Below are 25,838 nucleotides of genomic sequence, written 5' to 3' on the forward strand. Positions count from 1 at the left end.
GAATAAAATCATTTCAGGTAGCGGCACAAATAAGAGGTCGGTTCAGCGACCTGCAGATGGAACTCACTGTGACCAGGCACGTTGAAAACCTGTCCGGCAGCGTAAACTTTCCATTCCGTTTCACCCGGCAGTAAGACGTTCAGCGCCCCGCTGACCACCGTCATCTCTTCCGCTTCCGCCGTGCCGAAGGTGTACTCCCCTTCCGCCATCACGCCAACACTGGCGCGGCCAGTACTGCTGCTGGTAAAACCAATGGATTTCACTTTACCGGAAAAGTATTCGTTACTCTGAAGCATGAACTGGCCCTTATATTTTTAGATAAAAATTCACTATAGGGGCCATGCTCATCACCTGTCACGCAAAATCATTACATCAAAAGCTCCGAGGCCAGGCGAGCCATCAGAACGTTGGATAACAGCACGGGCACATCCAGCGCTTTTTGCAGTAAATCACGGTGGTGCTGGTGGAAACCCAGGCAATCCAGGATCAAGACATCGGCCCCTCTTTCGAGCAGCTCCTTCCCGGCAGCAATGAGTTTGGCCTCACTGTCCCAGAACGGATTAGCCAGTGCGTATAAGGGCACTTTTTCAAGTACGTGCCATTTTGCTTCCTGATTGTCCATAAGCTCCTCGATGGGGACAATCACCCCCACCTGATGACCATCAACAATCGAGGCCACCAGCGGCGGTATGATCCGCATCGGCTCCAGCAAAATCGCATTGCGCGCCGTGAGTCCCTTAATGGGTGCGGTACTCATCAGCAAAATCACGTCATAACCCTGATTATCGAGCACTTCTATCACGCCCTGTAGCGATCGCTCGATCTTCTGGCGGGAAACATGCGCCAGTTTACCGTCACTTAATAACGTCGCCAGGGGATCCTCCCCCGCCTCTACAGCGTAGTCTTCCATGACCTCTTCCCGACTCATCTTGCCCAGCAGGCTGAGATGCGTTATCTGTTGTTCAGATACATGCTCGGTTAAGAGCGGTAACACTTCGCTTACAGGGACCACACCAATGGTGAGGATCGCCAACGTTGCCTTCATCTTTATCGCCTTCCATTACTCCAACATCGTGCACACAGGTACAGGCTCACTACGCTGCACAGTTCGTTTTTTCAACAAAACAGCACCAAGCGTAGCAGGTGATCCCGACATCGAAATGTAAAGATCGCCTGCCGATACCGGAGTTACTTGTAATAACTAAATATTAACTCCTGCTTAACTTTCCCGATGAGTAAAAAGTGTGATTCAGGCACGATTCTGGAGCGTTTAGGAAAACGTTCAGGTTATGTCGGGATCTTCGTAGCGCCGTTTCGCATCCAGCGCTTCCTGTTCAGTTTCGTGTTCACTGATCAGCGAGTCCGGTTTGGGGTGATCGGCACGCAGTTGATACCAGGTCACGGTATGACCCGTCTGGCCTTTTTCAACGGTAACAATGCGCGCTTCACGCGGATAGGGAGGTCTGGTTGGCATAGCTCATCCTTCTATTATGTCTGAGCTATAAGTATAGACGCCGCTTAGCTGGCACACGCCAATCGCAGGGCGGTAATAATCTGAATCACAACGTCTTCGGGCGTCGCTGACGCATCCACGATGTGATGAGCCGCTTCGCGGTACAGGGCATCGCGTTCGGCCAGCACTTCACTCACCTCTTCGTTGAGCGGTCTGGCGGTCAGCGCCGGGCGTTGCCCCTCTTCCGGAAACGCCTCCAGACGCCCGACCAGAGCCGACACCGGCGCGCTGAGATAGATAACAATCCCCTTCTCGCGCATAAAGCGACGATTGCACTCTGCCAGAACAATGCCTCCGCCGGTCGCAATCACCGCTGATGGCGTGGTGACTGCTTTCAGCGCGGCCGTTTCGCGTGCGCGAAAACTCTCCCACCCTTCCTGCTCAACAATGTCGGCGATGGTTTTACCGGCCTCGGTTTGCAGCCAGTGGTCGGTATCCACAAACTGGCGATGACACACGCGTGCCAGCTCCAGACCAACGGTGGTTTTCCCACAGCCGCGGGGGCCAACTAAAAAGATGGGTTGGGTCATAACCAGGTGTTCCCCTTGATGCCGGATGGCTGAAGAGTGTAAAGAAATAATTGCAGAAGATGTTGCGATTACTTTACTGCAAAGCGGTACGGGATGACAACCCTGTGGAGGTCACACTGCACCACAAATTGACAATAATTATCATTACGCAGTGCGGCGCTTCACTTCCAGCAGCCATTTATCCAGTTCGGCAGCGAACTGCTGGCGATCGCGCTGTGACAGGCTGTCCGGTCCGCCGGTCTGGACGCCGCTGGCCCGCATTGTCTCCATAAAATCGCGCATCGTGAGCTTTTCCCGAATGGTCGATGGCGAGTAACGTTCGCCGCGCGGATTGAGCGCCGCCGCCCCTTTCTCCAGCACTTCAGCGGCGAGTGGAATATCCGCCGTGATCACCAGATCGTCCGCGCTGCACAGACGCACAATTTCGTTGTCCGCCACGTCAAACCCCGCAGGAACCCGCAACGAGCGGATGAACCGCGATGGCGGTACACGAATATTCTGGTTCGCCACCAGCGTCAGCGGCATCTGAACGCGCTCGGCAGCGCGAAACAAAATCTCTTTAATCACATTCGGACACGCGTCCGCATCAACCCAAATCGCCATATTGTCTCCCCATAATGACTCTGCCGACTATTGTCGCCTGCATTTCGTTGTTAAGCTATCAATCAGAGAAAACAACGCATAATGACGGAGGATCGTGATGGACAAGAAAATCGGGTTTATCGGCTGCGGTAACATGGGCAAAGCCATTCTGGGCGGCCTGATCGCCAGCGGGCAGGTACTGCCGGGTCAGATTTGGGTCTATACCCCGTCACCGGACAAGGTCGCCGCGCTGCGCGATCAATACGGGATCAACGCCGCCGAAAGCGCGCAGGAAGTGGCCCAGGTCGCCGATATCGTCTTTGGTGCCGTTAAGCCGAACATCATGATCAAAGTGCTGAGCGACATCACCTCCAGCCTGAATAAAGAGACGCTGGTGGTGTCGATTGCCGCTGGCATCACGCTCGATCAGCTGGCGCGCGCGCTGGGCCACGACCGCAAAATCGTCCGCGCGATGCCCAATACCCCTTCACTGGTGAACGCCGGCATGACCTCCGTCACGCCAAACGCGCTGGTGACCTCAGAGGAAGTGGCCGATGTGCTGAACATCTTCCGCTGCTTCGGTGAGGCGGAAGTGATTGCCGAACCGATGATCCACCCGGTGGTCGGCGTGAGTGGTTCTGCCCCGGCGTATGTCTTTATGTTTTTAGAAGCGATGGCCGACGCCGCGGTGCTTGGCGGTATGCCGCGCGCGCAGGCGTATAAGTTCGCCGCCCAGGCCGTCATGGGCTCCGCCAAAATGGTGCTGGAGACCGGCAAACACCCTGGTGAACTGAAAGATATGGTCTGCTCTCCGGGCGGTACCACCATTGAAGCGGTGCGGGTGCTGGAAGAGCGCGGGTTCCGCTCGGCGGTCATTGAAGCGATGGCAAAATGCATGGAAAAATCAGAGAAGCTCAGTAAATCCTGATGACCTCCGCCGGGCGTCAGGCAGCCACTTCGGTGCGGCTGCGCCCGGCATTTTTCGCCCTGTACAACGCGACGTCAGCCGCCTTCAGCCATTCCCGATAATGTCCAAACTGCGGCCCCCAGGGGGCAACGCCTACGCTTATGCGCAGCGCTTCTTTTGGCGCGCACGGTAACGACAGTTTTTCCAGCCGCTCGTGTACCCGGGACATGACGGCGATGGCGCTTTCCGCCGCGGTCTGAGACATAATCACCGCAAATTCATCCCCGCCAAAGCGGCCGATAGCATCCCCTGCCCGCACCGACATCTGCAGCTGGCGCGTAATGGCAATGATCGCCTCATCGCCCACATCGTGCCCCCAGGTATCGTTGATGTTCTTGAAATGGTCGATATCAATCAGCAGTATCGTGGCGGTGCAGTGGTTGCGACGGCACTGCTCAAATTCATTTCGCAGCAGCATTTCCCAGTGCCGGCGATTAAAGACCCCGGTCATGCCGTCGCGGGTACTCATCATTTCCAGCCGCCGTTTATGCTCTGCAAGCCTGACGGCGGTGCGGTGGCTGAGCCAGGCAAACAGCATGGGATAAAGCACAAGTACGGGAAGCGTTAACCCCCACTCCACCGGATCGGGAGTGAAGAAAACTATCCGTCCGGCCAGCGGCAGCGTCACCAGCGCGGAAAGCAGTGTCAGGAAGATCCCCGGTACAAACAGACGACAACCGCCAGAGCCCATCATATTCATCCCCACCATCATCACCAGCGCGGCGGTGGGCAACGCATTCATCCCCATCAGACCAATCCAGACCCCGGCGATAATGGCATCGATCTTCAGATTGAAGATTTCCTGCTGATGCGGTGAAGCGGCACGGCAGGAAAGTTGCCAGGCGAAATGGGGCCAGACGAAGGACCACCCCACCAGTAACAGCCACCAGCCACCGGGTAAGAAATGGGTGACCAGCATTCCGGCAATGGGAAAAAACATGACTGCCAGCCCGACAGCGCGCGCCAGCCGAACCCGCCGGGCAAATTGAATGCCGGCTCGGTGAGGGTCATCCTGAGAAAGGGTTAAATTCCACTCTTCCCGAATGCGCTTTTTGTTGTAATACGTTTCATCATTCATCATTTTTGGGAATATTCTGAAACATTTTCCCAAATTATAGAGAGGGGGTCTGCGGGGAAAGTATGAAATTTCGGGTGAGCCGCCGGAGCCGCTCACCCGTTAGAACTACACTTTTTTCTTCAGACAGGCACTCATAAACTTGCTGCGGTCGTCCCCTTTCAGGGACTGCTCGGTTGCCTTCGCATTACACTCGCGCATTTTTTGCTGCTGCGGCGTCAGGCTTTTTTCATCAGGCTTCGAAGCACCGTTTTTGAGGCAGTCGCTCATATAGGTCTTACGGGCATCCCCCTTCAGACTTTGTGACGTCGCCTGTTGATTACAGGTGGTCATACGCTGTTGTTGCGGCGTTAACGTTTTCTCTTCCGCGTTCGCCGATGCGACCAGGAACAGACCAGAAAGCAGAGTGACCAGTAATGTTGTTTTCATTGCACCATCCTTTTGTGAACATTCCCTGTAAGTCTGGTTCGTGACAGGAAAAAAACCACCCGGCAGATGTGATTTCCGCCGGGCTTTTATCATTTAAGACCCAGTGCCGCCTTCATGGTGTAGAACAGATCCGTCTGATCGGTCAGCCCTACCACGTTGGCCGCATGCGGGCCGTAGGCGGCAATGCGCAGCTGGGTGCCCGTGTGCTCCATGGACTCTTCTTCCGAGTTACCATAGCTCAGCACCATGACGGCACCATCTTTGGTGTTCAGCGCCTGCGTCAGGCCCGGGGCTTTGGTATCCGCCGGTATGATCTGGCTGGCGTGCGCATGGTCCGCGGTGACGATCACCAGTGTGTTACCCTCTTTTTTCGCGAACGCGAGCGCCTTCTGCACCGCTTCGTCCAGATCGACCGTTTCGCCAATCTGGCCGCACGGATTGGCCGCGTGGTCCTGCTTATCGATCGACGCGCCCTCTACCTGCAGGAAGAATCCTTTTTCGCTCTTGCTCAGCAGCGAGATCGCTTTATCGGTCATCGCCGCCAGCGTCGGTACGCTGTCAGTACGTTTCGGGTTAGGCGTACAGGTTACGGCAGGCTTATCGATATTGCCGTGATAAGAGGCTTTGGGCCCTTCCCAGCGCACGGGCATGTTGCCGTCGGAGAAAAGCCCCAGCAGCGGTTTGTCCTGGTTTGCCTCGGTTATCGCCGCCAGAGAGCGGGCATCGCTCACCAGCTGATAGCCGCGAGCCTGTGCCTGCTCGCGCAGCGTTTTGCCCTGCCACTCGCCCGCCGTCGCGGTCTCCGCGAAGGTTTTCGCGCCGCCGCCCAGGGTGACGTCAGGACGCGCATTCAGCAGCTGTTCCGTAATGGAACCCTTGCCGCCTTTTTCCAGCGCGTTCGTGGAGCATTTTTCGCTGGTCACTGACGGGCCATAGCATTTACGGGAGGTGACGTGGGCCACCAGCGCCGCAGGTGTTGCGTCCTGAAGCTCAGCGGTGGAGACGTTGCCGGTTGCCAGCCCTGCTGCTTTTGCCATCTCCAGTATCGTTTGATGATCTTTTTCGTGAATATCGACACCCAGCGCGCCATTATAGGTTTTCACGCCCGTGGACCACGCCGTGGCCGAGGCCGCCGAATCGGTTACGTAATCCGGTTTACCGGTTTTTTTATCCAGCGAATAATGGGTATATTGTCCGGTCAGGGGTAATGCGTCGATACCTTTAAAAAAGCCGCCCGCACCTTCAGCATAATTTCGCGCCGCCGTGATTTCGGAATCACCCATTCCATCGCCGATAAGCAGAATAATATTTTTCGCGGGTTTTTCATTAAGCGAAGCGCGAATAGCGGCGGTTTGATCTTCCGACAATCGGCGCGCGCCGCCAGGCTGGGTGATATCCCCTTTGGCTGCACGATTATCCAGCACGTGAGTCTGGTGGGTGTCAGCATAAATGGCAGGGGTAAATAACAGGGGAAGTAATGCAATGAAAAGTGCGCTCTGTTTCAATTTATTTTCTCCATGTACAAATACATAAAAATAAAAACAGAGCGACTATAGGCATCCTGCATGACAATTCTATGACACGTCGTTACGTCCTGTGACGGTTTAGCTGCGCGGATGCCTTAACAGCTTCTTTACGTACTGATGAAGCATCTCTGCATCCTCAACCGGCACCTGCGATTCAGGCCTGACGCTCTCCAGCGCACCTTCCACGCTCTCAATCAACGCCTGTTGCTCGCTTTTCGCCATCTGTCGCAGCAGCGCGGTAACCACAATTTCCAGCGCTTCGACCTGGGCGACCAGCTCTTTTGATTCCTCTTCCTTTTGTGCAAGCTTGACCAGCAATTCCGCAATCAGATTTTTCATCGTGCTATTTCCTTATCAGTTTTGTCTGAAGTTAGCATTCTGAATCGGTTATGCAAAGAGAAGATATTTATTATGGTATGCAAAAGTGATGTGGGCATAAAAATAAATGCCCATCACGACCAGCGAAACGTTTTTCTATTAAAAAGCGATACGGTTATCTCGCCGATTTCGCCTCCGCCATTTATCTGCGGCGGCGCAGCGCAATTGCCAGCTGGATAATATTGATTAAAACAACCATCGCCGTGGCAGCAAATACCCAACGAAAACCCGCCATCGCCGAAACGGATGCGCCAATAAGCGGACCGGCAACATTCCCCAGATACATAAATGACTGGTTATATCCAAAAATACGCCCGGTCACCTGGTCACTGGAATATTTGACCAGCAAGGTCTGTACCGCAGGCAACATGGCACCATCGGCAAAGCCGAGCAGAAAACGCAGGACGCCCAACTGCAGCGGAGAGGTGACAAACGACATGGCGAAAAAGAGCACCACCGCAAAGCAAAGCGTCGCCATCAGAATGCGCGCGGTGCCGATCCGGTCACCCAGTTTTCCAAGACGTGGCGCGGAAATCAGCGCCGATACGCCCGGCACGGCGGCAATCATCCCGCTGAGAAACGCAATATTGTTGCTGTCTGGCTCCATCGATTTAATAAACAGCGCCAGAATCGGCCCCACCGAACCGTTACAGAGCTGGATAACCATGGTGGTCACAAACAGGCTGATCATCAACCCCGGATAAGGCAGCGAGGCGAACACGGCCTTACCGCTCAGGCGTTCAGACTTGCTGATAACCGGGCGGCCGCCCTCTTTGATAAGAAAGAGCGTCACCAGAAAACTGATCACCAGCAGAACCGCAGTGATGATAAATACCGCGCGCAGCCCGACGTGGTCCGCCAGAAAGCCTCCCAGCAGCGGGCCACCGATAACGCCGCTTATCTGGGCTGTGGAGAGCGTACTCAGCGCCCAGCCGCTCCGCTCACGCGGTACCTGAGAGGCGACCAGCGCCATGGCATTGGGAATATACCCGGAAGTCAGTCCCATCACCGCCCGCAGGAAGAACAGCTGCCAGACGTTGGTGGCAAAGGCCTGCAGCAGAATGGCGATCGCCATCCCGAGCGAAGCGCGCAGCAGCATCAGCTTCCGGCCCTTCCGGTCGGCCAGGCTGCCCCACATCGGCGACACAATCGCGGACACCAGAAACGTGACGCTGAAGGTCAGACCGGACCACATGGAAAGCGCTTCATGTGAGGTCACCCCCAGCTGTGAAACGTACAGTGGCAGGAACGGCAAGATCTGGCTGATGGCAAGCCCGGTAAAGAAGCAACCGAACCAGACCGAGATGAGATTAACTTTCCAGGATTCCATAAAGAAACAATCTTCATTTTTAGGCGAATTCGCCGACAGATTAGCAAGTTACGCGTGTTGACGTCGCACCAGAGATGCGGCCCGACAGACTTTGGTGTTTTATCTTCCCAGTCATCATATTTGTGAAATAAGTCACAATTCATCCATTTTCTGACGGAATATTATGCTTCAGCGGCAGAGCCCGAAACCGCGCATCCCCAGATGAAAGTGGTTGGCATGCGCCGCGTTATACTCCGGTCCCAGGCCGTTCCCGTAATAACCACAGCTCGCCGCCAGCATGGCCTTAAGCCATGGTTGCGTTTTTGCTCCCTTCCAGCCGTTCAGCACCGTGACGCGCTCTCCGTTTGCCAGCCGAAACGCGGCGATATCCAGCGCCTCCGCCGTGGCATGTTCACTGCGTCGCGCGTCGGGGCGGTGATAAATATTGCGGCAGGCAAAGCTGCCGAGGTGATCGATGCGCGTCAGGTCACTGCCCATAAAGCGTTTTGTCAGTGGCCGGGCCTGCTGATGGATATAGAGCGCTGAACCGAGCGCCAGCGGACAGCTGGCAAGGAAACTGCTGTTCAGGCTGACCGGGCCAAAATCGCGCACGCGCACGACGTTGTTAAGCGGGCACGCTCCGCCGCTGTCCGCCACCGGCTGGGAGCGGATTATCGCGCGTTGGTTAGCCTGGGACAGCAGACTCGCGCACGCCTCGGGGGTTAAACGCCGCAGCTTATACTGGGTGATTCGGCCGGGTGGGTCGTCAAGCGTCAGCGGTATGAAAGGGTTGTAGTAAGGCGGCAACCAGTGGTAACCCACCGTTGCGACTGCGATAAGAATCAAAACGGTCAGAAGCGTTTTTCCTTTCACTCTCCCCCCTCAACATTCCCCAAAACATTATGGCAGAAGGTCGCGAAACCCGCCGGGCATCGTGGTATGTTATTGGCTTTTCGTCAGACTGGAAGAGAGTGAGATGGCTAAGCAGCGCGTAGGTATTGTCTTTGGGGGAAAATCAGCGGAGCACGAAGTTTCATTGCAATCGGCCAAAAATATCGTCGATGCGATCGATAAAAGCCGTTTCGACGTGGTGCTGCTGGGCATTGATAAACAGGGTCAGTGGCACGTTAACGATGCCAGCCAGTATCTGCTGAATGCCCACGATCCGGCGCATATCGCCCTTAATCCTTCGGAAATTAGCGTCGCCACCGTACCCGGCGTCGTGAAGGGACAACTCATCGACGCAGGCAATGCGCAGGCTCTCGCCCAGATTGACGTTGTTTTCCCAATCGTTCACGGCACCCTTGGCGAAGATGGTTCTCTGCAGGGAATGCTGCGCATGGCCAACCTACCGTTCGTCGGCTCGGATGTTCTCGGTTCCGCCGCCTGCATGGACAAAGACGTCACCAAACGCCTGCTGCGCGATGCCGGGCTGAATATTGCGCCGTTCGTCACCCTGACCCGCGCCAACCGCGACAAACACAGCTTCGCGCAGATTAGCGAACAGCTGGGTCTGCCGCTGTTTGTGAAGCCAGCCAACCAGGGTTCCTCCGTGGGTGTCAGCAAAGTGACAAACGAGGCACAGTTTACCGAGGCCGTCCGTCTGGCGTTTGAGTTCGACCATAAAGTGGTGATTGAGCAGGGCATCAAAGGCCGTGAAATTGAATGCGCCGTTCTGGGCAACGATTTTCCACAGGCGAGCACCTGCGGTGAAGTGGTCTTAAACAGCGACTTTTACTCGTACGACACCAAATACATTGATGACAAAGGCGCCCAGGTCGTTGTGCCTGCGGCTATCGATCCGGAGATCAACGATAAGATCCGGGCGATCGCCATTCGCGCCTATCAGACGCTCGGCTGCTGCGGCATGGCGCGCGTGGATGTGTTCCTGACGCCGGAAAACGAGGTGGTGATCAATGAAATCAACACGCTGCCGGGCTTCACTAACATCAGCATGTATCCGAAACTGTGGCAGGCCAGCGGCCTGAGCTACTCAGACCTGATCACCCGCCTGATTGAACTGGCGCTGGAGCGTCACGCCGCCGACAGCGCGCTGAAAAGTTCCGTAAACGGTTAATCGGCTCTCTTCGCCGTTTCCGTCTCATCCGCTGTCGTCTCTTCAGGACGACGGCGGATAATCAACCCCGCCAGCCAGAAACTGATGACCCAGGTCACCAGTCCAACAGCATAGGTTTGCCACCCTTTTGCCTCAAATCCCAGCAGGCCCACGACACCGTTAAGAATAAAGATGAGCCCGATAGCAAAGGCGTAGTAGTGCCAGTCTCGGCGTAGTTTGGACGTGAGCTTCATAACAACTCCGGCAGGAAAAAAAGACATCCTCTCACAGTTTTACGGTCAGGTCTGTGGCAGATGCGGAAAATCTGAAACGCGACGCAATTTCACTTAAGTGACAAAATTGTGATGTGCTGCAGAAATCAACAATCCAGGAGAATTCCGGCAGGGAAATTACCACGATTCTGATATTGACAAATGCGATGACCTGTCAAACTCACCCCGTAAGAGGCTTATTGAAACAGAGTGATATTTTCGGGAGGTCATATGGCTGACTTTACATTGTCGAAACCGATTTTTGGCGGCAAACCAAAAACCTCCACGGCGGGTAATATCGCTTATGCCCTGTTTGTCCTGTTCTGCTTCTGGGCCGGCTCGCAGCTGCTCAATATGCTGGTCCATGCGCCAGGCGTTTATGAACACCTGATGCAGGTCCAGGACAACGGACGCCCGCGGGTTGAGATTGGATTGGGTGTCAGCACCCTGTTCGGTCTGATCCCCTTCCTCGCGGGGTGTATGATTCTCGGCGTGGTGGCGTTAGTTCTGCGCTTTCGCCGTCGCCATTAAAGGCCCATACAGCGAGCCCGGCGGTCATCCACGCGTTTTGCGAACCATGCGGTGGTCAGGTTACGCGTGATTTTCGGGCTTTCAAGCTGGATCCCCGGCAGGATAGCCCTCGGTAGCGTTTTCCCGCTTTTCTTCTCTGCCAGCGCAAACACCTTTCTGTACAGATCCGTTTTCTCAAATGCCAGGCTGTCGCCTTTCTCAAGCTGACGGCGGATGTCGCTGTTGCTCATGCCAAGCGTTGTCGATAATTTCCGCACTGCCAGTTCGGTGCTTCCCGCCTCGCTGCTTCCGTAAGCGATGAGATCGCCATCCAGCGCCAGCTTCACGCCGCTTGCGCGGCTGACCGCACTCTGAAATGCCGCATTACGGCTGGCATACCAGCCCGCGTTAAAGTCGGCAAAGCGGTATAGCGGCTCATCGTAGTTCGCCGGGTAGTTCAGCAGATGATATGTGCCAAACCACAGTCCACCGCGCAGGGAGAAGACCTCCTGGCGCACCGTACCGTCGATTTTCCACGGGTAGCCGTCAGTATGCTTCTCTGCGAACGCAATACTCACCTGCATCGGGCCGCCGGTATGCACCGGGTTAAGTGAGCCAAACAGCTTCTGCCCCATCGGCACCATGTTGATGAAATCATCGAAAATGGCGCTGAGCTGTTTTTCGGTTTTCACCGTATCCAGCCGGTCACTGTAGCTTTTGCCGTTCGGCGAGGTGATTTTAAGCGCGGTGTGCACGAGAAATACCGGGATATGCATGGATTCCGCGCGACGGTCGATCTCTTTCCAGGCAATTTTGTTCAGACCCGGCACAACCGGGTCTGACTGATACATCGACTCCTGCTGCGCCACCGCCAGCACCGAGCAGATATTCTCCTCAGTGGGGGCAATCTTTTGGCTCTCAAAGGTTTTTGCCAGAGCATCTGCCCAGGCGTTGCGATCCTTCACGCTGGCGGGCATTTTCTGCCGTACCACGCTTGCCACATCGACGGGCTTCTCCCCTTTTTTCAGCGGAGCGGCCCCTTTTTCGGCACAGCCCGCCAGGACAAGGGCGGCCAGTAAAGACAACGGTAACGCGCGCGGTACGGCAAAAGACATAGCAACTCCCTGTATTAGCTAAACGTATTGGTCACTTCCTGCAGGTCACGATCGTCCAGCTCGCGTTCAAAGCTGCGCAGACGTTTGTAGATGGACATCAACTCCACCAGCGTGGTCCAGGAGCTGATCAGGTACTGGAACGACCCGCGAACCTGACCGAAAACATTGGTGATCTGCGTCATCAGACCGAGGGTAATCGTACCCGCAACAATCGACGGAAACAGCAGGAACAAACCGAAAACATTATCCACCTGCAGGTACAAAATACGCGCAATGTTGAAATACATATAGTGGAAGTAGAGACGGAAATAGTTACGACGCACGGCGCCAAACAGCTCGCGGACGGTCGGCGGCGAGGCGCGGCTGGCATCGTCTTCACCGTAAACCAGCTCTTTACGGTATGCGGCTTCGACGCGTTGATTTTTAAACTCCAGTCCCGGCAGTTTGATCCCCACCACCGCCAGCAAACCCGTTCCCATCAGCGACCAGACAATCGCGGCAATCACCAGACCATACGGCAGATGACCAACAATCGGTAGATCCGGCACGTGCGCCGAGAGCGTTACCAGCACGGGCAGGAAAGCAATCAGCGTCATGATGGCATTGATAAAGCTGACACCCATGTCTTCAAGGGTGGAGGCGAAACGCATGGTGTCTTCCTGCACACGCTGCGCGGCGCCTTCGATATGGCGCAGGTGCTGCCAGTGCGCCATGTAATGTTCGTTCATAGCGGTACGCCAGCGGAAAACGTAGTGGCTGACGAAAAAGTTGTTCATCACGCCAATGACCACCGCAATAAGAGCGATACCGAGGAAGATCCCCACTTCATGGTAGAACTGGTTGATGGTCACCTTATGCGGTGAACTGAGGGCAGTCTGGATCAGATCGTAGAACGGCGCATACCAGGCGTTCACCGCCACGCCCACTTCCACGAGGAACCAGGTCACAAAGATAATCAGCGATGTGCCGAGAATTGACCAGTACTGCCAGCGGTGCGGAGAATAAACAAACCAGAACAGCGCAAACAGCCCCACGCATACCATGTAATAGGCGTAAAACAGCAGGTAGCTCAGCGACCAGAAGCGCGCGGCGCTAATCGGTACTTCGCCCGTCGCGCCGGTAATGCGAGCCAGCCACGCGCCGCCGCCCGCCTGCCAGAAAATGACAGCGATCAGTGCCCAAATAAATGCCGACAGGAAAAAAGGCCCCGGCTTTGGGAAAAAAGACTTAAACATAATGCTTCCTTCTTGTTGTTATGGCTGTTGCTGTGTACAACACATCACCACACGAAAATCTGCCTGAGCCAGTCTCCCGACTCAGGCAAAAAGGTCAGACCCAGGGGTTGATAATTAGTTCGCTTTCCAGTTTTCGAGAATTGTTTCGGTGCGTTTCACCGCGAGAGGATTCGCTGGCGCAATGAAGTTACGCCAGACGTCGTTGTGGTGGTTGATCAGGATCCGTGCTTCTGCAGCCGGGCGGTTGGATGTGGTATGGGCATCCTCTGCGACAGTGATGTGATACCCCCGACTGACGCCGTTCTTGATCGTCGCGTCAACACAATAATCCGTGGCGCAGCCGCAGATCACAAACTCGCGAATGCCCTGCTCACGCAGCAGCGTCTCAAGCCCGGTGTTGTAAAAGGCATCACAGGCGGTCTTCGTCACGTAAAACGCGCCGGCTGGCTGGTCCAGCTCGGGAAGCAGGGCAAACCCTTCGCTCCCCTCCTCAAGCCCACCTTCTTCCGTGTGCTGAATAAAGATGACGGTATCGGCCGCCTGCGTAAGCTGGTTAATACGCGAAACACATATTTCTCGCTGAAGACGAGGGGTCTCAAACACCCCTTGCTGCATATCGACAACCATCACCACACGCTTCTCAGACATACCGTTCTCCGTAAAATTGAGTGACACTGGTGCCTATCATAAGCCCGATGTCACAAAATGGGAGATGGCGCCTGAGTAAATTGTTTATATTTACCCATGGTTACGTTTTTCTCGCTATGTTATGTAATTCGGGGCATTGCGCGACATCGATTAGTAGTATAAATACCCATTACTTTCCTCATTCACTTCATGGATGCTCTTCGTTGAAACGTTGTCTGCTCTTTTTTGCCGCGCTGTGTGCGGTGAGCTTTTCTACCGCCCAGGCAGCCCAACCGCTGACGGCGCCGGTTTTAGCTTCTGATATTGCCGATCGCTACGCGAATTTAATCTATTACGGCAGCGGCGCGACCGGGATGGCGTTGGTCGTGATCGACGGCAACCAGCGAGTGTTCCGCAGCTTTGGCGAAACGCGCCCGGGTAATAACGTTCGCCCGCAGCTGGATTCCGTTATCCGCATCGCGTCCTTAACCAAGCTGATGACCAGCGAAATGCTGGTGAAACTCCTCGACCAGGGCGTGGTGAAACTCGACGACCCGCTCAGCAAATATGCGCCCCCGGGCGCGCGGGTACCGACATATCAGGGGACACCGATCCGGCTGGTGAACCTTGCCACCCATACCAGTGCCCTGCCGCGTGAGCAGCCTGGCGGCGCGGCGCATCGTGACGTCTTTGTCTGGCCTACGCGCGACCAGCGCTGGAGTTACCTGAGTACCGCCACGCTGAAGGTGGCGCCGGGTTCGCAGGCCTCTTATTCAAACCTGGCATTTGACCTGCTGGCGGATGCCCTCTCAACGGCGGCCGGCAAACCCTACCCTCAGCTGTTTGAAGAGCAGATCACCCGTCCGCTGGGGATGAAAGACACCACCTTTACCCCTTCCCCGGATCAGTGCCGTCGTCTGATGGTGGCCGAGAAAGGCGCAAGCCCCTGTAATAACACGCTGGCAGCCGTGGGCAGCGGTGGGGTGTATTCCACCCCTGGTGATATGATGCGCTGGATGCAGCAGTTCCTCTCCTCGGATTTCTACACTCGCAACAGCCAGGCCGATCGGATGCAGACCCTGATTTATCAGCGTACGCAGTTGAACCGCGTCATCGGGATGGACGTGCCGGGTAAAGCCGATGCTCTCGGCCTGGGCTGGGTCTATATGGCGCCGAAAAATGGCCGTCCGGGTATTATCCAAAAAACGGGCGGCGGCGGGGGCTTCATTACCTATATGGCAATGATCCCACAGTCAAACGTGGGGGCGTTTGTGGTGGTCACCCGCTCGCCGCATACGCGTTTCGTCAATATGAGTGACGGTATTAATAACTTAGTGGCTGAACTGAGCGCCAATAAAGCCCAGGTGCTCACCGCGTCGAACTGATCTTAATACTCCATGGGCAAGCGGTTGATGCTAACCAGCTTGCCCCGGCTCATGTTGATGTAGTTTCCTTGCCGAAGCGCGGCGAGAACCTCTGCCACCACCGAGCGCGAAATTCGGGTGCTTTGTTGAATATGATTCATTACACCAATTTTTGAGCGCAGCGTTTCATCCCACTCCGCCATATTCAGCAGCATGGCGCGGATCTGGTGGTAGGAATTATTTCCCACCAGTTGCATATCGCGTTTCGCAAGAAGGTAATTTATCCACGATAACCAACTGAAGGCCTCTTTCCAGAGCGCATTCTGTTGTATGAGTTGCCGGGTGGTGTCAGACGATAAATAAAATCCCGTGCAGGGTGTTTTGGCGACCACGTTGTATTTCTGGCAATGTTTAATCATCACGGTGGACAGGCCCAAAATAAATGGCGATTTTGCCATACCCACCAGCAATTCATCAGAATGACGATAAATATCAATTATACCGGTTTGTAATACGATCGTGCGGGGCTCATTACACTCACCGGATAGAATGAATTGTTGTGGCGCAGATTGAAAAGGGGTACTGGCTGCTATCAGACACTGTTCGAGCCGGCTTAATTCAGCAAGTGGTTTCGCATTAACGCTCGTGCAGACCTCAAGACATCCGTATTTGTCGGTTCAATATTATTTTTTATTTTTATCGATAAAAAAGCGGGGGATAATTCCCCCCGCTGACAGACATTACCAGGTATATTTCACGCCCACATTGGCGCCCCAGTTCTGGTCAACGTCGCCGCCGCCCAGATAAGTGGCATCCGTGTAAGCACTGAAGTTCTTCGTGAAGCTGAACTGTGTCCCCAGTCCCACGCGCACAGCGGAACCTTCTACGCCGTTATCGATGCTGTCACCGTTAATATCAGCATTGTTATCAGCGTCATCATAGACCCAGGCCAGTTTGAAGTATGGCGTCAGAGCCTGGTCACCGCTGTAGTTGAAGGTGTATCCCGCATCAAGGCCGAGTTCATAACGCAGGCTATCGTAAGATTGCCCGTCAACGCGCATGTCGTTACTCAGACGGTAATCATCACCCGACTGGAACAGGCCCGAGACGGCAGCGTATGGCGTCACGTAGCCAGACAGGCTGGGTTTCCAGTCATAGCCCAGTTTCATTCCAAAGCCTACCGCATCTGTCGTGGTATTACCGTCCACGTACTGACCGTTGCTCATATTTGCGGAAAGATCATTATTGAAACGGGTATAGCTCAGTGAGCTGTCGAGGAACATATCGTTCGCAAACTTCGCTGAGGCATAGATCATCGCCGTCTGGCTATCCTGATCAACCTGACCGGTACGATCGCTGATATCCCCCTTCGCGAACCCTGCCGCGCCACCGACGATCCACTTCGCGTTATTACCGTCGATCTGCGTATCCAGACCCACCATAATGCCGCTGACGTCCTGATCGTAGCTGATAACGCCGTTGTCACCGTCGAAGTTGCCGCCAAAGTAGCTCACCCACGCCCCGCCGTTATCCGCCAGACCGTGACGGCTGTTGGTCAGACGCGTCCCTACGGTATCCTGCTGCAAGTTCCAGATGTTGGTATTAGCAGAAGGAATGCTCAGCGCCATATTGGCGTAGTCGGTTAGCTCTTTCTGCTGCAGAACGACAGTGTCCCCCTGCTGCTTCGCCTGATAGGTATAAGCACCTAAATCGGCTTTGTTGGCGGCAGTGAAGCTGGCCGCTGTATCCGCGTTATTGTCATAGACACGGACGATCTCTCTGTTTTTGTAATCGGCAACGGAACCGGCCCCCGTCGCATCGTCGATACGCACCTTGTAGTTGCCTGCGACATCACCGTTCACCGCCAGATGGCCGTCAGAATTCAGCGCCACAACACCATAGTCGTAATCGGCTTTGTGCGTATCGTTAGTGGTATAGCGTGCGTTGTTCAGATCGCTGTTCAGCACGTAATCACGGCTGGCTACATTCAGCACACCGCCATCGGTCAGTACCATATTGTGCGTATCAACCTGACCCAGTCCCAGTGCCAGCTCAGCACCGTTATCGACGGTGATGGTGTTGGCATACAGTTCCGCCGTTTCTTCCGTCAGTGCCGCACGGCTATAGCTGTCCAGATACAGATGGTCGGTCGCCACGCCACCGCTGTCGCCCACGTTCAATGATGAGGCATTGGTCAGGGTGATGGTATCCGCCAGCAGGCCAGAGTTTTCAACATTCACCTGCGACTGGTTGTTTACCTTCAACGTATCGATATTCGACTGCTTACGGGTATCCCACTCAGAGCCGTTATCCAGCGTGACGTTAAACAGACCGCTCTGATAAACCTCCTCCCCTGCAACGTGACCGTTGCTGTCGTAGGTGGAATCCGGCCAGATACTGTTCGGAGAGAGCGCTCGCCAGTCAACATTGCTGTATCCCTGGCCATACATTTGTGACGTGCTGATGGCTTCCACGCTGGACTGCGCAGCACCCACCCATTTGCTGCCGTTGGTCAGCGTGACATCCAGTTTATCGGTGCCATCCCAGCCGTTGGTGGTTGGGTTATACACGCCGTCTGCGGTGGTATCGGTTACCGGATCCCCATTCTCGTAGAAGTTATTGTCGAAGGTGCTGGAGAAGAGAATATCGCCCGTCACGGTGGAGTGATCAAACGTCGCGGTCGTTTGCATCGCGTTGTCAGACGCACCGGCAGCAACGATCAGCGCCGCGTCGTCTGCCGCGGTGGCATTATTTTCACCATAATCACTCGGCTTCGCCGTCTGGCCGTAGAACCCGCTGGTGCCCAGATCGCTATAGGCGCCAGATGTCAGAACAGAGTCTTTTACCACCAGGGTATTGGTGAAGACATTGCTGCTGTTGGCCACCCCTTCAACGTTATCATACGGTGTGTTGTCTCGTTCCTGCGTTCCCTGCGTCAGCGTAATACCCGCTATGTGGGAATTATTCTGAATGACAATATCCGATTCAACATCAAGCGTGATGGCATTACCCAGCGCGTAAGTATCCAGAGAGTGCGCTTCAGTGCTATTACCGTCAACCACATCATAAGCATAGTGCTCATAGGCATCGTTGATGGTCGTGTTATCCACCGTCAGGCTAAAGCGATCGTACTGAGTTCCATCATTTTCGGTACAAGTGGTATCCATGCAGGCAGAAGTGATCATGCCATTAATCGTGCTGTTAGATATACTCAGCGAATGCGTTTGTCCATTAGCACCATCGTTCAGATGGTACGTTGAAATAACGCCATTCACGGTGGATTTATTAATCACCGGATAAATATCACCGTCATGGCTGTCACCAGCGTAATCCCAGTCAGCATACCCATAATACCAGGGTGTCGTCACGGTATTATCATATCCATAAATATTATATGTCGTGCCGGAAATATCTTTCGCATTGGCCTGAGAAGCGATAGCCAGGGTACAGGCTAATGCAAGTTGAGATACAACCAGTTTCTTTTTCCATGTTTGCATTGGGTCATCCCTCCTCAGGGACGTAAGCAAGTTTGTCCATCAAATCATTTGGCAATATTTTATTGCGCAGCGAATTATGCATTTTCATTTCGAAAAGGTTCAATGAATGATTCAATTAAGTCCGGATACAGACAAACAGCATCAAAAACGGGTAAACAAACACGACAAAACAGTCACATGGAAAATAAACGCCATAAGCACAGGGAATATTTTAAAGAATAAGAAATCATTATTTATGATATATCTATTTCAATACAGAAATTTCACCAATACTTCACGCCGTTAAAACCGCGCTTTTCTCGTTATATAAAGTCATCGCCTGAAACATCGCAGCGCGCATTTCGCATTAACAAAAAGCCCACTTTCGTAAAACCACAGCCGCCACTTTGATGTACACTAGCCCTCTTTGTTCCACAAACATCAGGCATACCATGACCGATTTAATTGCACGCCCCCGCCGCCTGCGCAAGTCACCTGCACTGCGCGCCATGTTTGAAGAGACAACCCTGACCTTAAACGATCTGGTGTTGCCGATTTTTGTCGAAGAAGAGATTGATGACTACAAGGCCATCGAAGCCATGCCTGGCGTGATGCGCATTCCTGAGAAGCATCTGGCGCGTGAGATCGAACGTATCGCCAACGCGGGGATCCGCTCGGTGATGACCTTCGGCATCTCCCACCATACCGACGCGACCGGCAGCGACGCGTGGAAAGAGGATGGCCTCGTCGCCCGCATGTCGCGGATCTGCAAAGAGACCGTGCCGGAAATGGTGGTGATGTCCGACACCTGCTTCTGCGAATATACCTCGCACGGCCACTGCGGCGTGCTGTGCGATCATGGCGTGGATAACGATGCCACCCTGTTGAACCTGGGCAAGCAGGCTGTCGTCGCGGCCGCTGCAGGAGCCGATTTCATCGCCCCTTCAGCCGCGATGGACGGACAGGTTCAGGCAATTCGCCAGGCTCTGGATGCGGCGGGCTTTACCGACACCGCCATCATGTCCTACTCCACCAAATTTGCCTCTTCCTTCTACGGCCCGTTCCGTGAAGCTGCCGGTACCGCGCTGAAGGGCGATCGTAAAACCTATCAGATGAACCCGCTGAACCGTCGGGAAGCGATCCGCGAATCCCTGCTTGATGAAGCCCAGGGTGCTGATTGCCTGATGGTGAAACCGGCTGGCGCGTATCTGGATATTCTGCGCGACATCCGCGAGCGTACCGAGCTGCCGCTGGGCGCTTACCAGGTCAGCGGTGAATATGCGATGATCAAGTTCGCCGCGCTGGCGGGTGCGATTGACGAAGAGAAAGTGATCCTGGAAAGCCTGGGGGCGATCAAACGCGCGGGTGCGGATCTGATCTTCAGCTACTTCGCACTGGATCTGGCTGAGAAAAAAATCCTCCGCTAATCTTCACCAAACTGCAATACAACCGACATCTCCTCCTTCTACTGTCTGGGCAAGACGGCAGGAGGAGTGACCATGTTTAGCCTCGATAGCGTTCTCGACGATCTTTGGCCTCAGGCGAGGCCTGCACCCTGGCAAAAAAGTCTGTTAAAAAGACTGTTTTACGAAGACGAATTTCAGCAGTTTGCCGCCGCCCACCGCCACCTGAAAGGGCTGGATATGGTGGAGCAGGTTCTGGAACATCTTGATATCGTCTGCACCATTTCCGCCCGCGACCTCGAACAAATCCCCGAACATGGCCCGCTGGTCATTATTGCCAACCACCCGACAGGGACGCTGGACGGGCTGGCGTTGCTGTACGCCGTTTCCCGCGTGCGGCGCGACGTTAAAGTCGTCACTAACCGGATGCTGACCCACCTTGAGCCCCTCAGCTCGCTGTTTATCCCGGTAGACAATATGGGCGGCAGGACGGCGAAAACGTCTCTGGTGCAGATGGAACAGCATCTGCAAAATGCGGGCGTGCTGATCTTCTTCCCGGCGGGCGAAGTCTCTCGCCCCACGCGCAAAGGCATTCGCGATAAAAAATGGCACCCAGGATTTATTAAACTCGCCGGCAAGCTGCGCGTCCCGCTGCTTCCGGTACATATTCAGGCCCACAACAGCCTGCTCTTTTATGCCAGCACGCTGCTCTCCCCGACGCTGTCGATGCTGCTGCTGATGCAACAGATGTTTCGCCGCCGTCACAGCCAGCTGCCGATAAAAATCGGCCAGCAGATTGCATGGCATCACTGGCATAGCGCCACCCTTTCGTCGCGTGAGATGGCCGAGCAGTGTCGTCAGCACGTGATGCGTCTTGGCAAGGGAGTGCCTGGCGTCTTTAAAACCCAGTGCGCCATTGCCCGTCCGGAAGATCGTGCCACCCTGAAACGCGCGCTGGCGCAGGCCGAATGTCTGGGCAAAACCAGTGACGGTAAAACGATCTATCTTTGGCAGCGCAACGGCCAGGAAGATGCCCCGCTGCTGCGCGAACTGGGCCGTCTGCGCGAGATTGCTTTTCGCGCGGTGGAGGAAGGGAGCGGTAAACGTCGGGACACTGACCGTTACGATGATGATTATCTGCACCTGATCCTCTGGGATGATGAGGATCTGGAGATCGTCGGCGCATATCGCTTTATGCCAACCGCCAGCCAGGTTGAACGTCGCGGTCTGGAAGGGTTGTACAGCTACAGCCTGTTCCACTACGACGATAAAATGCAGGACGTGCTGGAACACGGCATTGAGCTGGGGCGCAGCTTTATTCAGCCGCGCTACTGGGGTCGCCGCGGCCTGGATTATTTATGGTCCGGCATTGGGGCTTACCTGGCGCGCTATCCGCACTATCGCTACCTGTTTGGCCCGGTCTCCATTTCCGGCGGCTTACCGCCTGCCGCACGGGATCTGCTGGTGGCCTTTTACCGCCTGTGGTTCCCGGCGACGCATCCGCTCGCCGCGTCACGTCAGCCTTACCCGGCCTCCCTGCCGGACGTTCTGGCGCAGTTTGGCGGCGTGGATTACGTGGACGATCTGACGAAGCTGAAATCCCTGCTCGGCAATCTTGGCTGCGGTATTCCGCCACTCTACAAGCAGTATTCCGAGCTTTGCGAACCCGGCGGCGTGCAGTTTATTGATTTTGGCAGCGACCCGTCGTTCAGCGACTGCGTCGACGGGCTGGTGCTGGTGGATTTGTGTTATCTCAAGGCGAACCGCTATCAGCGGTATATTGAGGCGCACCTTTAACCCCATTGCCCGGTGGCGCTACGCTTACCGGGCCTACATTCAAACGTAGGCCGGGTAAGGCAACGCCGCCACCCGGCAATCAAGATGCACGGTAAAACGGTTTATCCCCTAAAATCGTCGCCCGCTGCATAATCCGCCGCTGGGGCAGATAGTCTGCATTGGCATAGTGCTGTGTCACGCGGTTATCCCAGATTGCCAGATCGTTCTCCTGCCAGCGCCAGCGCACCTGGAACTCCGGTTTGGTGATATGCGCGAACAGGAAACTTAACAGCGCCTCACTCTCTTTTTCCGTCACGTCCACAATGCGCGTCGTGAACCCTTCGTTCACAAACAGCGCCTGCTTGCCCGTGACCGGATGGGTGCGCACCACCGGGTGCAGCAGCGGCGGATGTTTCGCAACCGCCTCCAGCCAGCGCTGATGCTCCGCCTCGGTTTTCCGGTACTTGTATTCCGGGAACGACTTTTTGAAGTCATGCTCCGCCCGCAGGCCGCTCAGCAACGTCCGGAACGGTGCCGACAGCGCCTCATAAGCCGCGATACCGCTGGTCCACAGCGTATCGCCTCCCGTTTCCGGCAGCTGCTTCGCCGCCAGAATCGCCCCGGCCGGTGGCGTCTCGATAAAGGTCACATCGGTATGCCAGTTATCGTTATCCGGCGGGTTATCGTTGTGGGTATCCAGGACGATAATCTCCTCTACCCCTTCGGCATGCGGATAAACCGGATGAATATGCAGATCGCCAAAGCGCAGGGCCAGCGCACGCTGCTGCTGCGGGGTGATCGCCTGCTCGCGCAGGAATACAACCTGATGGCGCAGCACCGCATGGTACAACTGCTCGAACTGGTTGTCACTCAGGGGACGGGTTACATCCAGGCCCGACACCTGCGCGCCAATAAACGGCCCCAGTGGGGTAATGGTCAGACGTTCACTCATTGTATTTCTCCATGCCAGGGCGTCAGACGGCGCTGTAACGCGCGCAGCCCCAGTTCTAATCCGAAGGCGATCACGGCGATCACCGCGATCCCTGCCAGCACCACGTCAGTCGCCAGAAACTCTCCCGCCGACTGCACCATAAACCCTAATCCCCGCGTGGCGGCGATCAGCTCAGCCGCCACCAGCGTTGACCAGCCCACGCCAAGTCCAATGCGTAACCCGGTTAAAATCTCCGGCAGCGCGCCCGGTAAAATCACGAACAGCAGCACCTGCGTTCGGCTGGCACCCAGCGACTGCGCCGCGCGGATCCTTACCTGCTGGGCGCTTTTCACCCCCGCCAGAGCGGACATGGCAACCGGGGCAAAAATCGCCAGATAGATCAGCAGGATCTTTGACGTTTCACCAATGCCGAACCAGATCACCATCAGCGGCAGATACGCCAGCGGCGGCACCGGGCGGTAAAGCTCAATCAGCGGGTCAAGAATGCCGCGCACCGTCGGGCTTAACCCCATCGCGATGCCGACCGGAATACCCAGCACCACCGCCGCCAGCAGCGCCACCAGAATGCGCGTCAGGCTTGCACCGAGATGCTGCCAGAGCGTGGCATCCATAAAGCCCTGCGGCCCGGCGATGGTAATCAGTTTGGCCAGCACCTGTCCCGGCGGCGGCAGGAACAGCGGGCTGACCCACGCCTGCGCGGCAACCAGCCACCACACCGCGAGTAACGCCAGCAACGTCCCCACGCTGAGCGTGATCTGGCGGGAGAACGGCCAGCGTAAGCTGAGGCGCGTGCGGCGCGTTTTTTCACTGAAGACAATGCTCATGAGAAAGCCTCCCGTTGGTCAAACACGCGGCTTAAGACGTATTCACGCTGTTCAATAAACAGCGGATCGGATTTGATGCTGCGCACGGGTTCCCCCGCAACGTAGCGGCGGGCAAAATCCAGCGGTAAGCGCTCCCGCACGCGACCCGGCCCCGGTGATAGCAGCACCAGTTCGGTGGCCATAAATACCGCCTCTTCAATATCATGGGTGATCAGCAGCACCTGCTTGCCCGTTTCATGCCACAGGCGTAAAAGCAGGGTTTGCATCTGCTCCCGGGTGAACGCATCCAGCGCGCCGAACGGTTCATCCAGCAGTAACAGCTGCGGGTTGGCCGCCAGCGCGCGGGCAATGCCGACCCGCTGGCGCTGGCCGCCGGAAAGCTGCCAGATAAACCGCTTTTCGGCCCCTTCGAGCCCCACCTTTTTCAGCATCTCCCGCGCGATGGTCAGCCTTTTTTCACGACTGACGCCCGCAAGCTGCAGCCCAAATGCCACGTTTTCCTGCACGTTGCGCCAGGGGAGCAGCCCTTCGTTCTGGAACACCACGCCGCGCTCGGCGCCCGGGCCCTCCACCCTTTTGCCTTCCAGTTGAATGGTGCCATGCCGATACGGCACAAACCCGGCGATCAGATTCAGCAGCGTGGTTTTCCCGCACCCGGACGGACCCAGCACCACCAGCAACTCCCCGCTGTCCAGCGTCAGGTTGATCTCTTCTAACGCGGGTTTACCACCGTAATCGGCAGACAGATTTGTAATATTCAGCATGGCGGACTCCTTATTTCACAAAGCGGTCGGTCACATACTGGCTGTAATCCGTCGCCACAGCGGGCACTTTGCCCTGCTCTTTCAGGAAAGTGGCCGTATCCACAATCGCTTTGTTTACCGGCCCGGTCAGCTGTTGTACCTGCTGCGCGGGGGTCAGATAGGTATTACCCTTCACCAGCCCCGGCACGTCCGCTTCCGGCACGCCGCTCAGGCGGGAGAGTTTTTCCAGGTTGGCAGGCTGCTTCAGCCACTCATCCGGGTTGCTGATGTAGGGCTGCTGGGCGTCAATGGCGCTTTTGGCAAAGGCCTTCACCACCTCAGGATGCTTCTCAGCGAAGTCTTTACGCACGACCCATACGTCGAGGGTTGGCGCCCCCCACTGGCCCACTTTTTCGGAGTCGGTCAGCACGGTGCCCTCTTTTTCCAGCTCGTTCACGGCCGGTGCCCAGACGTAAGCCCCGTCAATATCGCCGCGCTGCCAGGCCGCGATAATGGCCGGCGGCTGCAGGTTGATAATTTGTACCTGACCCGGTTTGATGCCCCAGTGTTTGAGCGCCGCCAGCAGGCTGTAGTGAGTGGTGGAGATAAACGGCACGGCGATACGCTTGCCGATCAGATCTTCCGGTTTGGTGATGTTTTTCTTCACCACCAGCGCTTCGGAGTTACCGAGCTGTGACGCCAGCAGGAACACCTCAATCGGTACCTGCTGGCTGGCCGCGACCGCCAGCGGGCTGGATCCGATATTGCCGATCTGCACATCGCCGGACGCCAGCGCGCGCACCACGGCCGCCCCGCTGTCGAACTTACGCCAGTCAACTTTTGCGCCGCTCTCTTTGGCAAAGGTGTTATCCGCCTGCGCGACTTTCGCCGGTTCCGCAGAGGTTTGATACGCGACGGTGACGTCCACCGCCTGCGCCTGAAATGCCCACAGCGCCAGGGCGCCGAGTAGTGTGATTCGCGATGAAATTGCCATAATGCCTGCTCCCCTTGTTGTTATGAGGGCAGTATTTCCGGCGGAGGAATTTTGATAAAGGAATTAAAATGAATCGCTAATAACCATTCGTTTTTAGATAAAAAGCGGGAAAGGATAGTGAATTTTGTGCGGTGTTTTTTCTCTCTCCCTGTGGGCTGAGGGATCCCCAGTAATTTTTTTAA

Annotated in this window: 27 protein-coding genes; 6 read left to right on the plus strand and 21 right to left on the minus strand. The window is 55.6% G+C overall.

Going from position 1 to position 25,838, the window contains the following annotated elements; genetic code table 11:
- Positions 1-8: 8 nt before the first annotated feature.
- The 5 genes from ppnP to C5687_RS00930 form a co-directional block, all read right to left on the minus strand.
- Positions 9-296, minus strand: a complete 288-nt coding sequence (ppnP, locus tag C5687_RS00910; protein ID WP_008503270.1) for a pyrimidine/purine nucleoside phosphorylase — start codon at positions 294-296, stop codon at positions 9-11.
- Positions 297-367: 71 nt separating this feature from the next.
- Positions 368-1,045: an AroM family protein gene (locus C5687_RS00915; protein WP_008503271.1), complete on the minus strand. Its 678-nt coding sequence runs from the start codon at positions 1,043-1,045 to the stop codon at positions 368-370.
- Between the two features lie 237 nt (positions 1,046-1,282).
- Positions 1,283-1,474, minus strand: a complete 192-nt coding sequence (yaiA, locus tag C5687_RS00920; RefSeq protein WP_008503272.1) for a protein YaiA — start codon at positions 1,472-1,474, stop codon at positions 1,283-1,285.
- 44 nt (positions 1,475-1,518) lie between these two features.
- Positions 1,519-2,043, minus strand: coding sequence for a shikimate kinase AroL (gene aroL, locus C5687_RS00925; RefSeq protein ID WP_047957861.1), 525 nt, complete (start codon positions 2,041-2,043; stop codon positions 1,519-1,521).
- Positions 2,044-2,187: 144 nt separating this feature from the next.
- On the minus strand, positions 2,188-2,646 hold the full coding sequence (locus tag C5687_RS00930; RefSeq protein WP_047957860.1) for a YaiI/YqxD family protein: 459 nt from the start codon (positions 2,644-2,646) through the stop codon (positions 2,188-2,190).
- Between the two features lie 97 nt (positions 2,647-2,743).
- Between C5687_RS00930 and proC the strand changes: the two genes are divergently transcribed.
- A complete protein-coding gene (proC, locus tag C5687_RS00935) occupies positions 2,744-3,553 on the plus strand; it encodes a pyrroline-5-carboxylate reductase (RefSeq protein ID WP_025756217.1) in 810 nt (269 codons plus the stop codon).
- A gap of 16 nt (positions 3,554-3,569) precedes the next feature.
- Here the strand turns inward: proC and adrA are convergent, their stop codons facing one another.
- The 6 genes from adrA to C5687_RS00965 all read right to left on the minus strand — a co-directional run bounded on the left by adrA (position 3,570) and on the right by C5687_RS00965 (position 9,182).
- Complete coding sequence (adrA, locus tag C5687_RS00940) at positions 3,570-4,673, minus strand: diguanylate cyclase AdrA (RefSeq protein WP_104556247.1); 1,104 nt, start codon at positions 4,671-4,673, stop codon at positions 3,570-3,572.
- A gap of 102 nt (positions 4,674-4,775) precedes the next feature.
- Positions 4,776-5,096 carry a phosphate starvation-inducible protein PsiF gene (gene psiF, locus C5687_RS00945; RefSeq protein WP_047957859.1) on the minus strand — a complete coding sequence of 107 codons (321 nt, stop codon included), beginning with the start codon at positions 5,094-5,096 and terminating at the stop codon, positions 4,776-4,778.
- Positions 5,097-5,185: 89 nt separating this feature from the next.
- Positions 5,186-6,601 carry an alkaline phosphatase gene (phoA, locus tag C5687_RS00950; protein ID WP_104556248.1) on the minus strand — a complete coding sequence of 472 codons (1,416 nt, stop codon included), beginning with the start codon at positions 6,599-6,601 and terminating at the stop codon, positions 5,186-5,188.
- Positions 6,602-6,700: 99 nt separating this feature from the next.
- Complete coding sequence (gene iraP, locus C5687_RS00955; RefSeq protein WP_045285202.1) at positions 6,701-6,961, minus strand: anti-adapter protein IraP; 261 nt, start codon at positions 6,959-6,961, stop codon at positions 6,701-6,703.
- A 181-nt stretch (positions 6,962-7,142) separates the two neighbouring features.
- Positions 7,143-8,330 carry a multidrug efflux MFS transporter gene (locus C5687_RS00960; protein WP_104556249.1) on the minus strand — a complete coding sequence of 396 codons (1,188 nt, stop codon included), beginning with the start codon at positions 8,328-8,330 and terminating at the stop codon, positions 7,143-7,145.
- Positions 8,331-8,498: 168 nt separating this feature from the next.
- The gene (locus tag C5687_RS00965) at positions 8,499-9,182 is read right to left on the minus strand and encodes an extensin-like domain-containing protein (RefSeq protein WP_104556250.1); all 684 of its coding nucleotides are present in this window, start codon (positions 9,180-9,182) and stop codon (positions 8,499-8,501) included.
- Between the two features lie 103 nt (positions 9,183-9,285).
- Between C5687_RS00965 and ddlA the strand changes: the two genes are divergently transcribed.
- A complete protein-coding gene (gene ddlA / locus C5687_RS00970) occupies positions 9,286-10,386 on the plus strand; it encodes a D-alanine--D-alanine ligase (RefSeq protein WP_047957856.1) in 1,101 nt (366 codons plus the stop codon).
- Here the strand turns inward: ddlA and C5687_RS00975 are convergent.
- Positions 10,383-10,619, minus strand: coding sequence for a DUF2754 family protein (locus C5687_RS00975; protein ID WP_025756225.1), 237 nt, complete (start codon positions 10,617-10,619; stop codon positions 10,383-10,385). The two genes, ddlA and C5687_RS00975, sit on opposite strands and share 4 nt — an antisense overlap.
- A 249-nt stretch (positions 10,620-10,868) precedes the next feature.
- Between C5687_RS00975 and C5687_RS00980 the strand changes: the two genes are divergently transcribed.
- Complete coding sequence (locus C5687_RS00980; RefSeq protein WP_025756226.1) at positions 10,869-11,168, plus strand: DUF2755 family protein; 300 nt, start codon at positions 10,869-10,871, stop codon at positions 11,166-11,168.
- Here C5687_RS00980 and C5687_RS00985 read toward each other — a convergent pair.
- The 3 genes from C5687_RS00985 to C5687_RS00995 all read right to left on the minus strand — a co-directional run bounded on the left by C5687_RS00985 (position 11,165) and on the right by C5687_RS00995 (position 14,145).
- Positions 11,165-12,262 (minus strand): DUF1615 domain-containing protein, encoded by a 1,098-nt coding sequence (locus C5687_RS00985; protein ID WP_025756227.1) that lies wholly within the window; start codon positions 12,260-12,262, stop codon positions 11,165-11,167. The two genes, C5687_RS00980 and C5687_RS00985, sit on opposite strands and share 4 nt — an antisense overlap.
- A gap of 14 nt (positions 12,263-12,276) precedes the next feature.
- Positions 12,277-13,497 carry a peptide antibiotic transporter SbmA gene (gene sbmA / locus C5687_RS00990; protein WP_059385573.1) on the minus strand — a complete coding sequence of 407 codons (1,221 nt, stop codon included), beginning with the start codon at positions 13,495-13,497 and terminating at the stop codon, positions 12,277-12,279.
- Positions 13,498-13,611: 114 nt separating this feature from the next.
- On the minus strand, positions 13,612-14,145 hold the full coding sequence (locus C5687_RS00995; protein ID WP_059385572.1) for a cysteine hydrolase family protein: 534 nt from the start codon (positions 14,143-14,145) through the stop codon (positions 13,612-13,614).
- A 203-nt stretch (positions 14,146-14,348) separates the two neighbouring features.
- Between C5687_RS00995 and ampH the strand changes: the two genes are divergently transcribed.
- Entirely contained in the window at positions 14,349-15,509 is a 1,161-nt protein-coding gene (gene ampH / locus C5687_RS01000) for a D-alanyl-D-alanine-carboxypeptidase/endopeptidase AmpH (protein ID WP_045285196.1), read from the plus strand.
- 2 nt (positions 15,510-15,511) lie between these two features.
- Here ampH and C5687_RS01005 read toward each other — a convergent pair whose 3' ends face one another.
- Together C5687_RS01005 and C5687_RS01010 are read right to left on the minus strand one after the other, a co-directional pair.
- Positions 15,512-16,084, minus strand: a complete 573-nt coding sequence (locus C5687_RS01005; RefSeq protein WP_104556251.1) for a helix-turn-helix domain-containing protein — start codon at positions 16,082-16,084, stop codon at positions 15,512-15,514.
- 144 nt (positions 16,085-16,228) lie between these two features.
- Positions 16,229-18,985 carry an autotransporter outer membrane beta-barrel domain-containing protein gene (locus C5687_RS01010; protein ID WP_104556252.1) on the minus strand — a complete coding sequence of 919 codons (2,757 nt, stop codon included), beginning with the start codon at positions 18,983-18,985 and terminating at the stop codon, positions 16,229-16,231.
- A 431-nt stretch (positions 18,986-19,416) separates the two neighbouring features.
- On the opposite strand from C5687_RS01010, the gene hemB reads away from it, so the two are divergent.
- Together hemB and olsF are read left to right on the plus strand one after the other, a co-directional pair.
- The gene (gene hemB, locus C5687_RS01015) at positions 19,417-20,391 is read left to right on the plus strand and encodes a porphobilinogen synthase (RefSeq protein WP_025756233.1); all 975 of its coding nucleotides are present in this window, start codon (positions 19,417-19,419) and stop codon (positions 20,389-20,391) included.
- Between the two features lie 72 nt (positions 20,392-20,463).
- Positions 20,464-22,164, plus strand: coding sequence for a bifunctional ornithine lipid synthase OlsF (olsF, locus tag C5687_RS01020; RefSeq protein ID WP_047957850.1), 1,701 nt, complete (start codon positions 20,464-20,466; stop codon positions 22,162-22,164).
- A gap of 79 nt (positions 22,165-22,243) precedes the next feature.
- On the opposite strand, the gene tauD is transcribed toward olsF, so the two are convergent.
- Genes tauD through tauA form a run of 4 tightly spaced genes read right to left on the minus strand, consistent with a single transcriptional unit; the run spans position 22,244 to position 25,656 of the window.
- Positions 22,244-23,095 (minus strand): taurine dioxygenase, encoded by an 852-nt coding sequence (gene tauD, locus C5687_RS01025; protein ID WP_095441177.1) that lies wholly within the window; start codon positions 23,093-23,095, stop codon positions 22,244-22,246.
- The gene (tauC, locus tag C5687_RS01030) at positions 23,092-23,919 is read right to left on the minus strand and encodes a taurine ABC transporter permease TauC (RefSeq protein ID WP_047957848.1); all 828 of its coding nucleotides are present in this window, start codon (positions 23,917-23,919) and stop codon (positions 23,092-23,094) included. The genes tauD and tauC overlap by 4 nt, the downstream gene beginning before the upstream one ends.
- On the minus strand, positions 23,916-24,683 hold the full coding sequence (gene tauB, locus C5687_RS01035; protein WP_104556253.1) for a taurine ABC transporter ATP-binding subunit: 768 nt from the start codon (positions 24,681-24,683) through the stop codon (positions 23,916-23,918). The genes tauC and tauB overlap by 4 nt, the downstream gene beginning before the upstream one ends.
- 10 nt (positions 24,684-24,693) lie before the next feature.
- Positions 24,694-25,656 (minus strand): taurine ABC transporter substrate-binding protein, encoded by a 963-nt coding sequence (gene tauA / locus C5687_RS01040; RefSeq protein ID WP_025756238.1) that lies wholly within the window; start codon positions 25,654-25,656, stop codon positions 24,694-24,696.
- Positions 25,657-25,838: the final 182 nt, after the last annotated feature.

This window comes from Enterobacter sichuanensis, from assembly GCF_002939185.1.
Classification (GTDB): Bacteria; Pseudomonadota; Gammaproteobacteria; order Enterobacterales; family Enterobacteriaceae; genus Enterobacter; species Enterobacter sichuanensis.

What these genes read in the sequence shown, in the direction of transcription:
- ppnP (WP_008503270.1), bottom strand. Translation starts at nt 296, where the DNA reads ATGCTTCAGAGTAACGAATACTTTTCCGGTAAAGTGAAATCCATTGGT.
- C5687_RS00915 (WP_008503271.1), bottom strand. Translation starts at nt 1,045, where the DNA reads ATGAAGGCAACGTTGGCGATCCTCACCATTGGTGTGGTCCCTGTAAGC.
- yaiA (WP_008503272.1), bottom strand. Translation starts at nt 1,474, where the DNA reads ATGCCAACCAGACCTCCCTATCCGCGTGAAGCGCGCATTGTTACCGTT.
- aroL (WP_047957861.1), bottom strand. Translation starts at nt 2,043, where the DNA reads ATGACCCAACCCATCTTTTTAGTTGGCCCCCGCGGCTGTGGGAAAACC.
- C5687_RS00930 (WP_047957860.1), bottom strand. Translation starts at nt 2,646, where the DNA reads ATGGCGATTTGGGTTGATGCGGACGCGTGTCCGAATGTGATTAAAGAG.
- proC (WP_025756217.1), top strand. Translation starts at nt 2,744, where the DNA reads ATGGACAAGAAAATCGGGTTTATCGGCTGCGGTAACATGGGCAAAGCC.
- adrA (WP_104556247.1), bottom strand. Translation starts at nt 4,673, where the DNA reads ATGATGAATGATGAAACGTATTACAACAAAAAGCGCATTCGGGAAGAG.
- psiF (WP_047957859.1), bottom strand. Translation starts at nt 5,096, where the DNA reads ATGAAAACAACATTACTGGTCACTCTGCTTTCTGGTCTGTTCCTGGTC.
- iraP (WP_045285202.1), bottom strand. Translation starts at nt 6,961, where the DNA reads ATGAAAAATCTGATTGCGGAATTGCTGGTCAAGCTTGCACAAAAGGAA.
- C5687_RS00960 (WP_104556249.1), bottom strand. Translation starts at nt 8,330, where the DNA reads ATGGAATCCTGGAAAGTTAATCTCATCTCGGTCTGGTTCGGTTGCTTC.
- ddlA (WP_047957856.1), top strand. Translation starts at nt 9,286, where the DNA reads ATGGCTAAGCAGCGCGTAGGTATTGTCTTTGGGGGAAAATCAGCGGAG.
- C5687_RS00975 (WP_025756225.1), bottom strand. Translation starts at nt 10,619, where the DNA reads ATGAAGCTCACGTCCAAACTACGCCGAGACTGGCACTACTACGCCTTT.
- C5687_RS00980 (WP_025756226.1), top strand. Translation starts at nt 10,869, where the DNA reads ATGGCTGACTTTACATTGTCGAAACCGATTTTTGGCGGCAAACCAAAA.
- C5687_RS00985 (WP_025756227.1), bottom strand. Translation starts at nt 12,262, where the DNA reads ATGTCTTTTGCCGTACCGCGCGCGTTACCGTTGTCTTTACTGGCCGCC.
- sbmA (WP_059385573.1), bottom strand. Translation starts at nt 13,497, where the DNA reads ATGTTTAAGTCTTTTTTCCCAAAGCCGGGGCCTTTTTTCCTGTCGGCA.
- C5687_RS00995 (WP_059385572.1), bottom strand. Translation starts at nt 14,145, where the DNA reads ATGTCTGAGAAGCGTGTGGTGATGGTTGTCGATATGCAGCAAGGGGTG.
- C5687_RS01010 (WP_104556252.1), bottom strand. Translation starts at nt 18,985, where the DNA reads ATGCAAACATGGAAAAAGAAACTGGTTGTATCTCAACTTGCATTAGCC.
- hemB (WP_025756233.1), top strand. Translation starts at nt 19,417, where the DNA reads ATGACCGATTTAATTGCACGCCCCCGCCGCCTGCGCAAGTCACCTGCA.
- olsF (WP_047957850.1), top strand. Translation starts at nt 20,464, where the DNA reads ATGTTTAGCCTCGATAGCGTTCTCGACGATCTTTGGCCTCAGGCGAGG.
- tauD (WP_095441177.1), bottom strand. Translation starts at nt 23,095, where the DNA reads ATGAGTGAACGTCTGACCATTACCCCACTGGGGCCGTTTATTGGCGCG.
- tauC (WP_047957848.1), bottom strand. Translation starts at nt 23,919, where the DNA reads ATGAGCATTGTCTTCAGTGAAAAAACGCGCCGCACGCGCCTCAGCTTA.
- tauB (WP_104556253.1), bottom strand. Translation starts at nt 24,683, where the DNA reads ATGCTGAATATTACAAATCTGTCTGCCGATTACGGTGGTAAACCCGCG.
- tauA (WP_025756238.1), bottom strand. Translation starts at nt 25,656, where the DNA reads ATGGCAATTTCATCGCGAATCACACTACTCGGCGCCCTGGCGCTGTGG.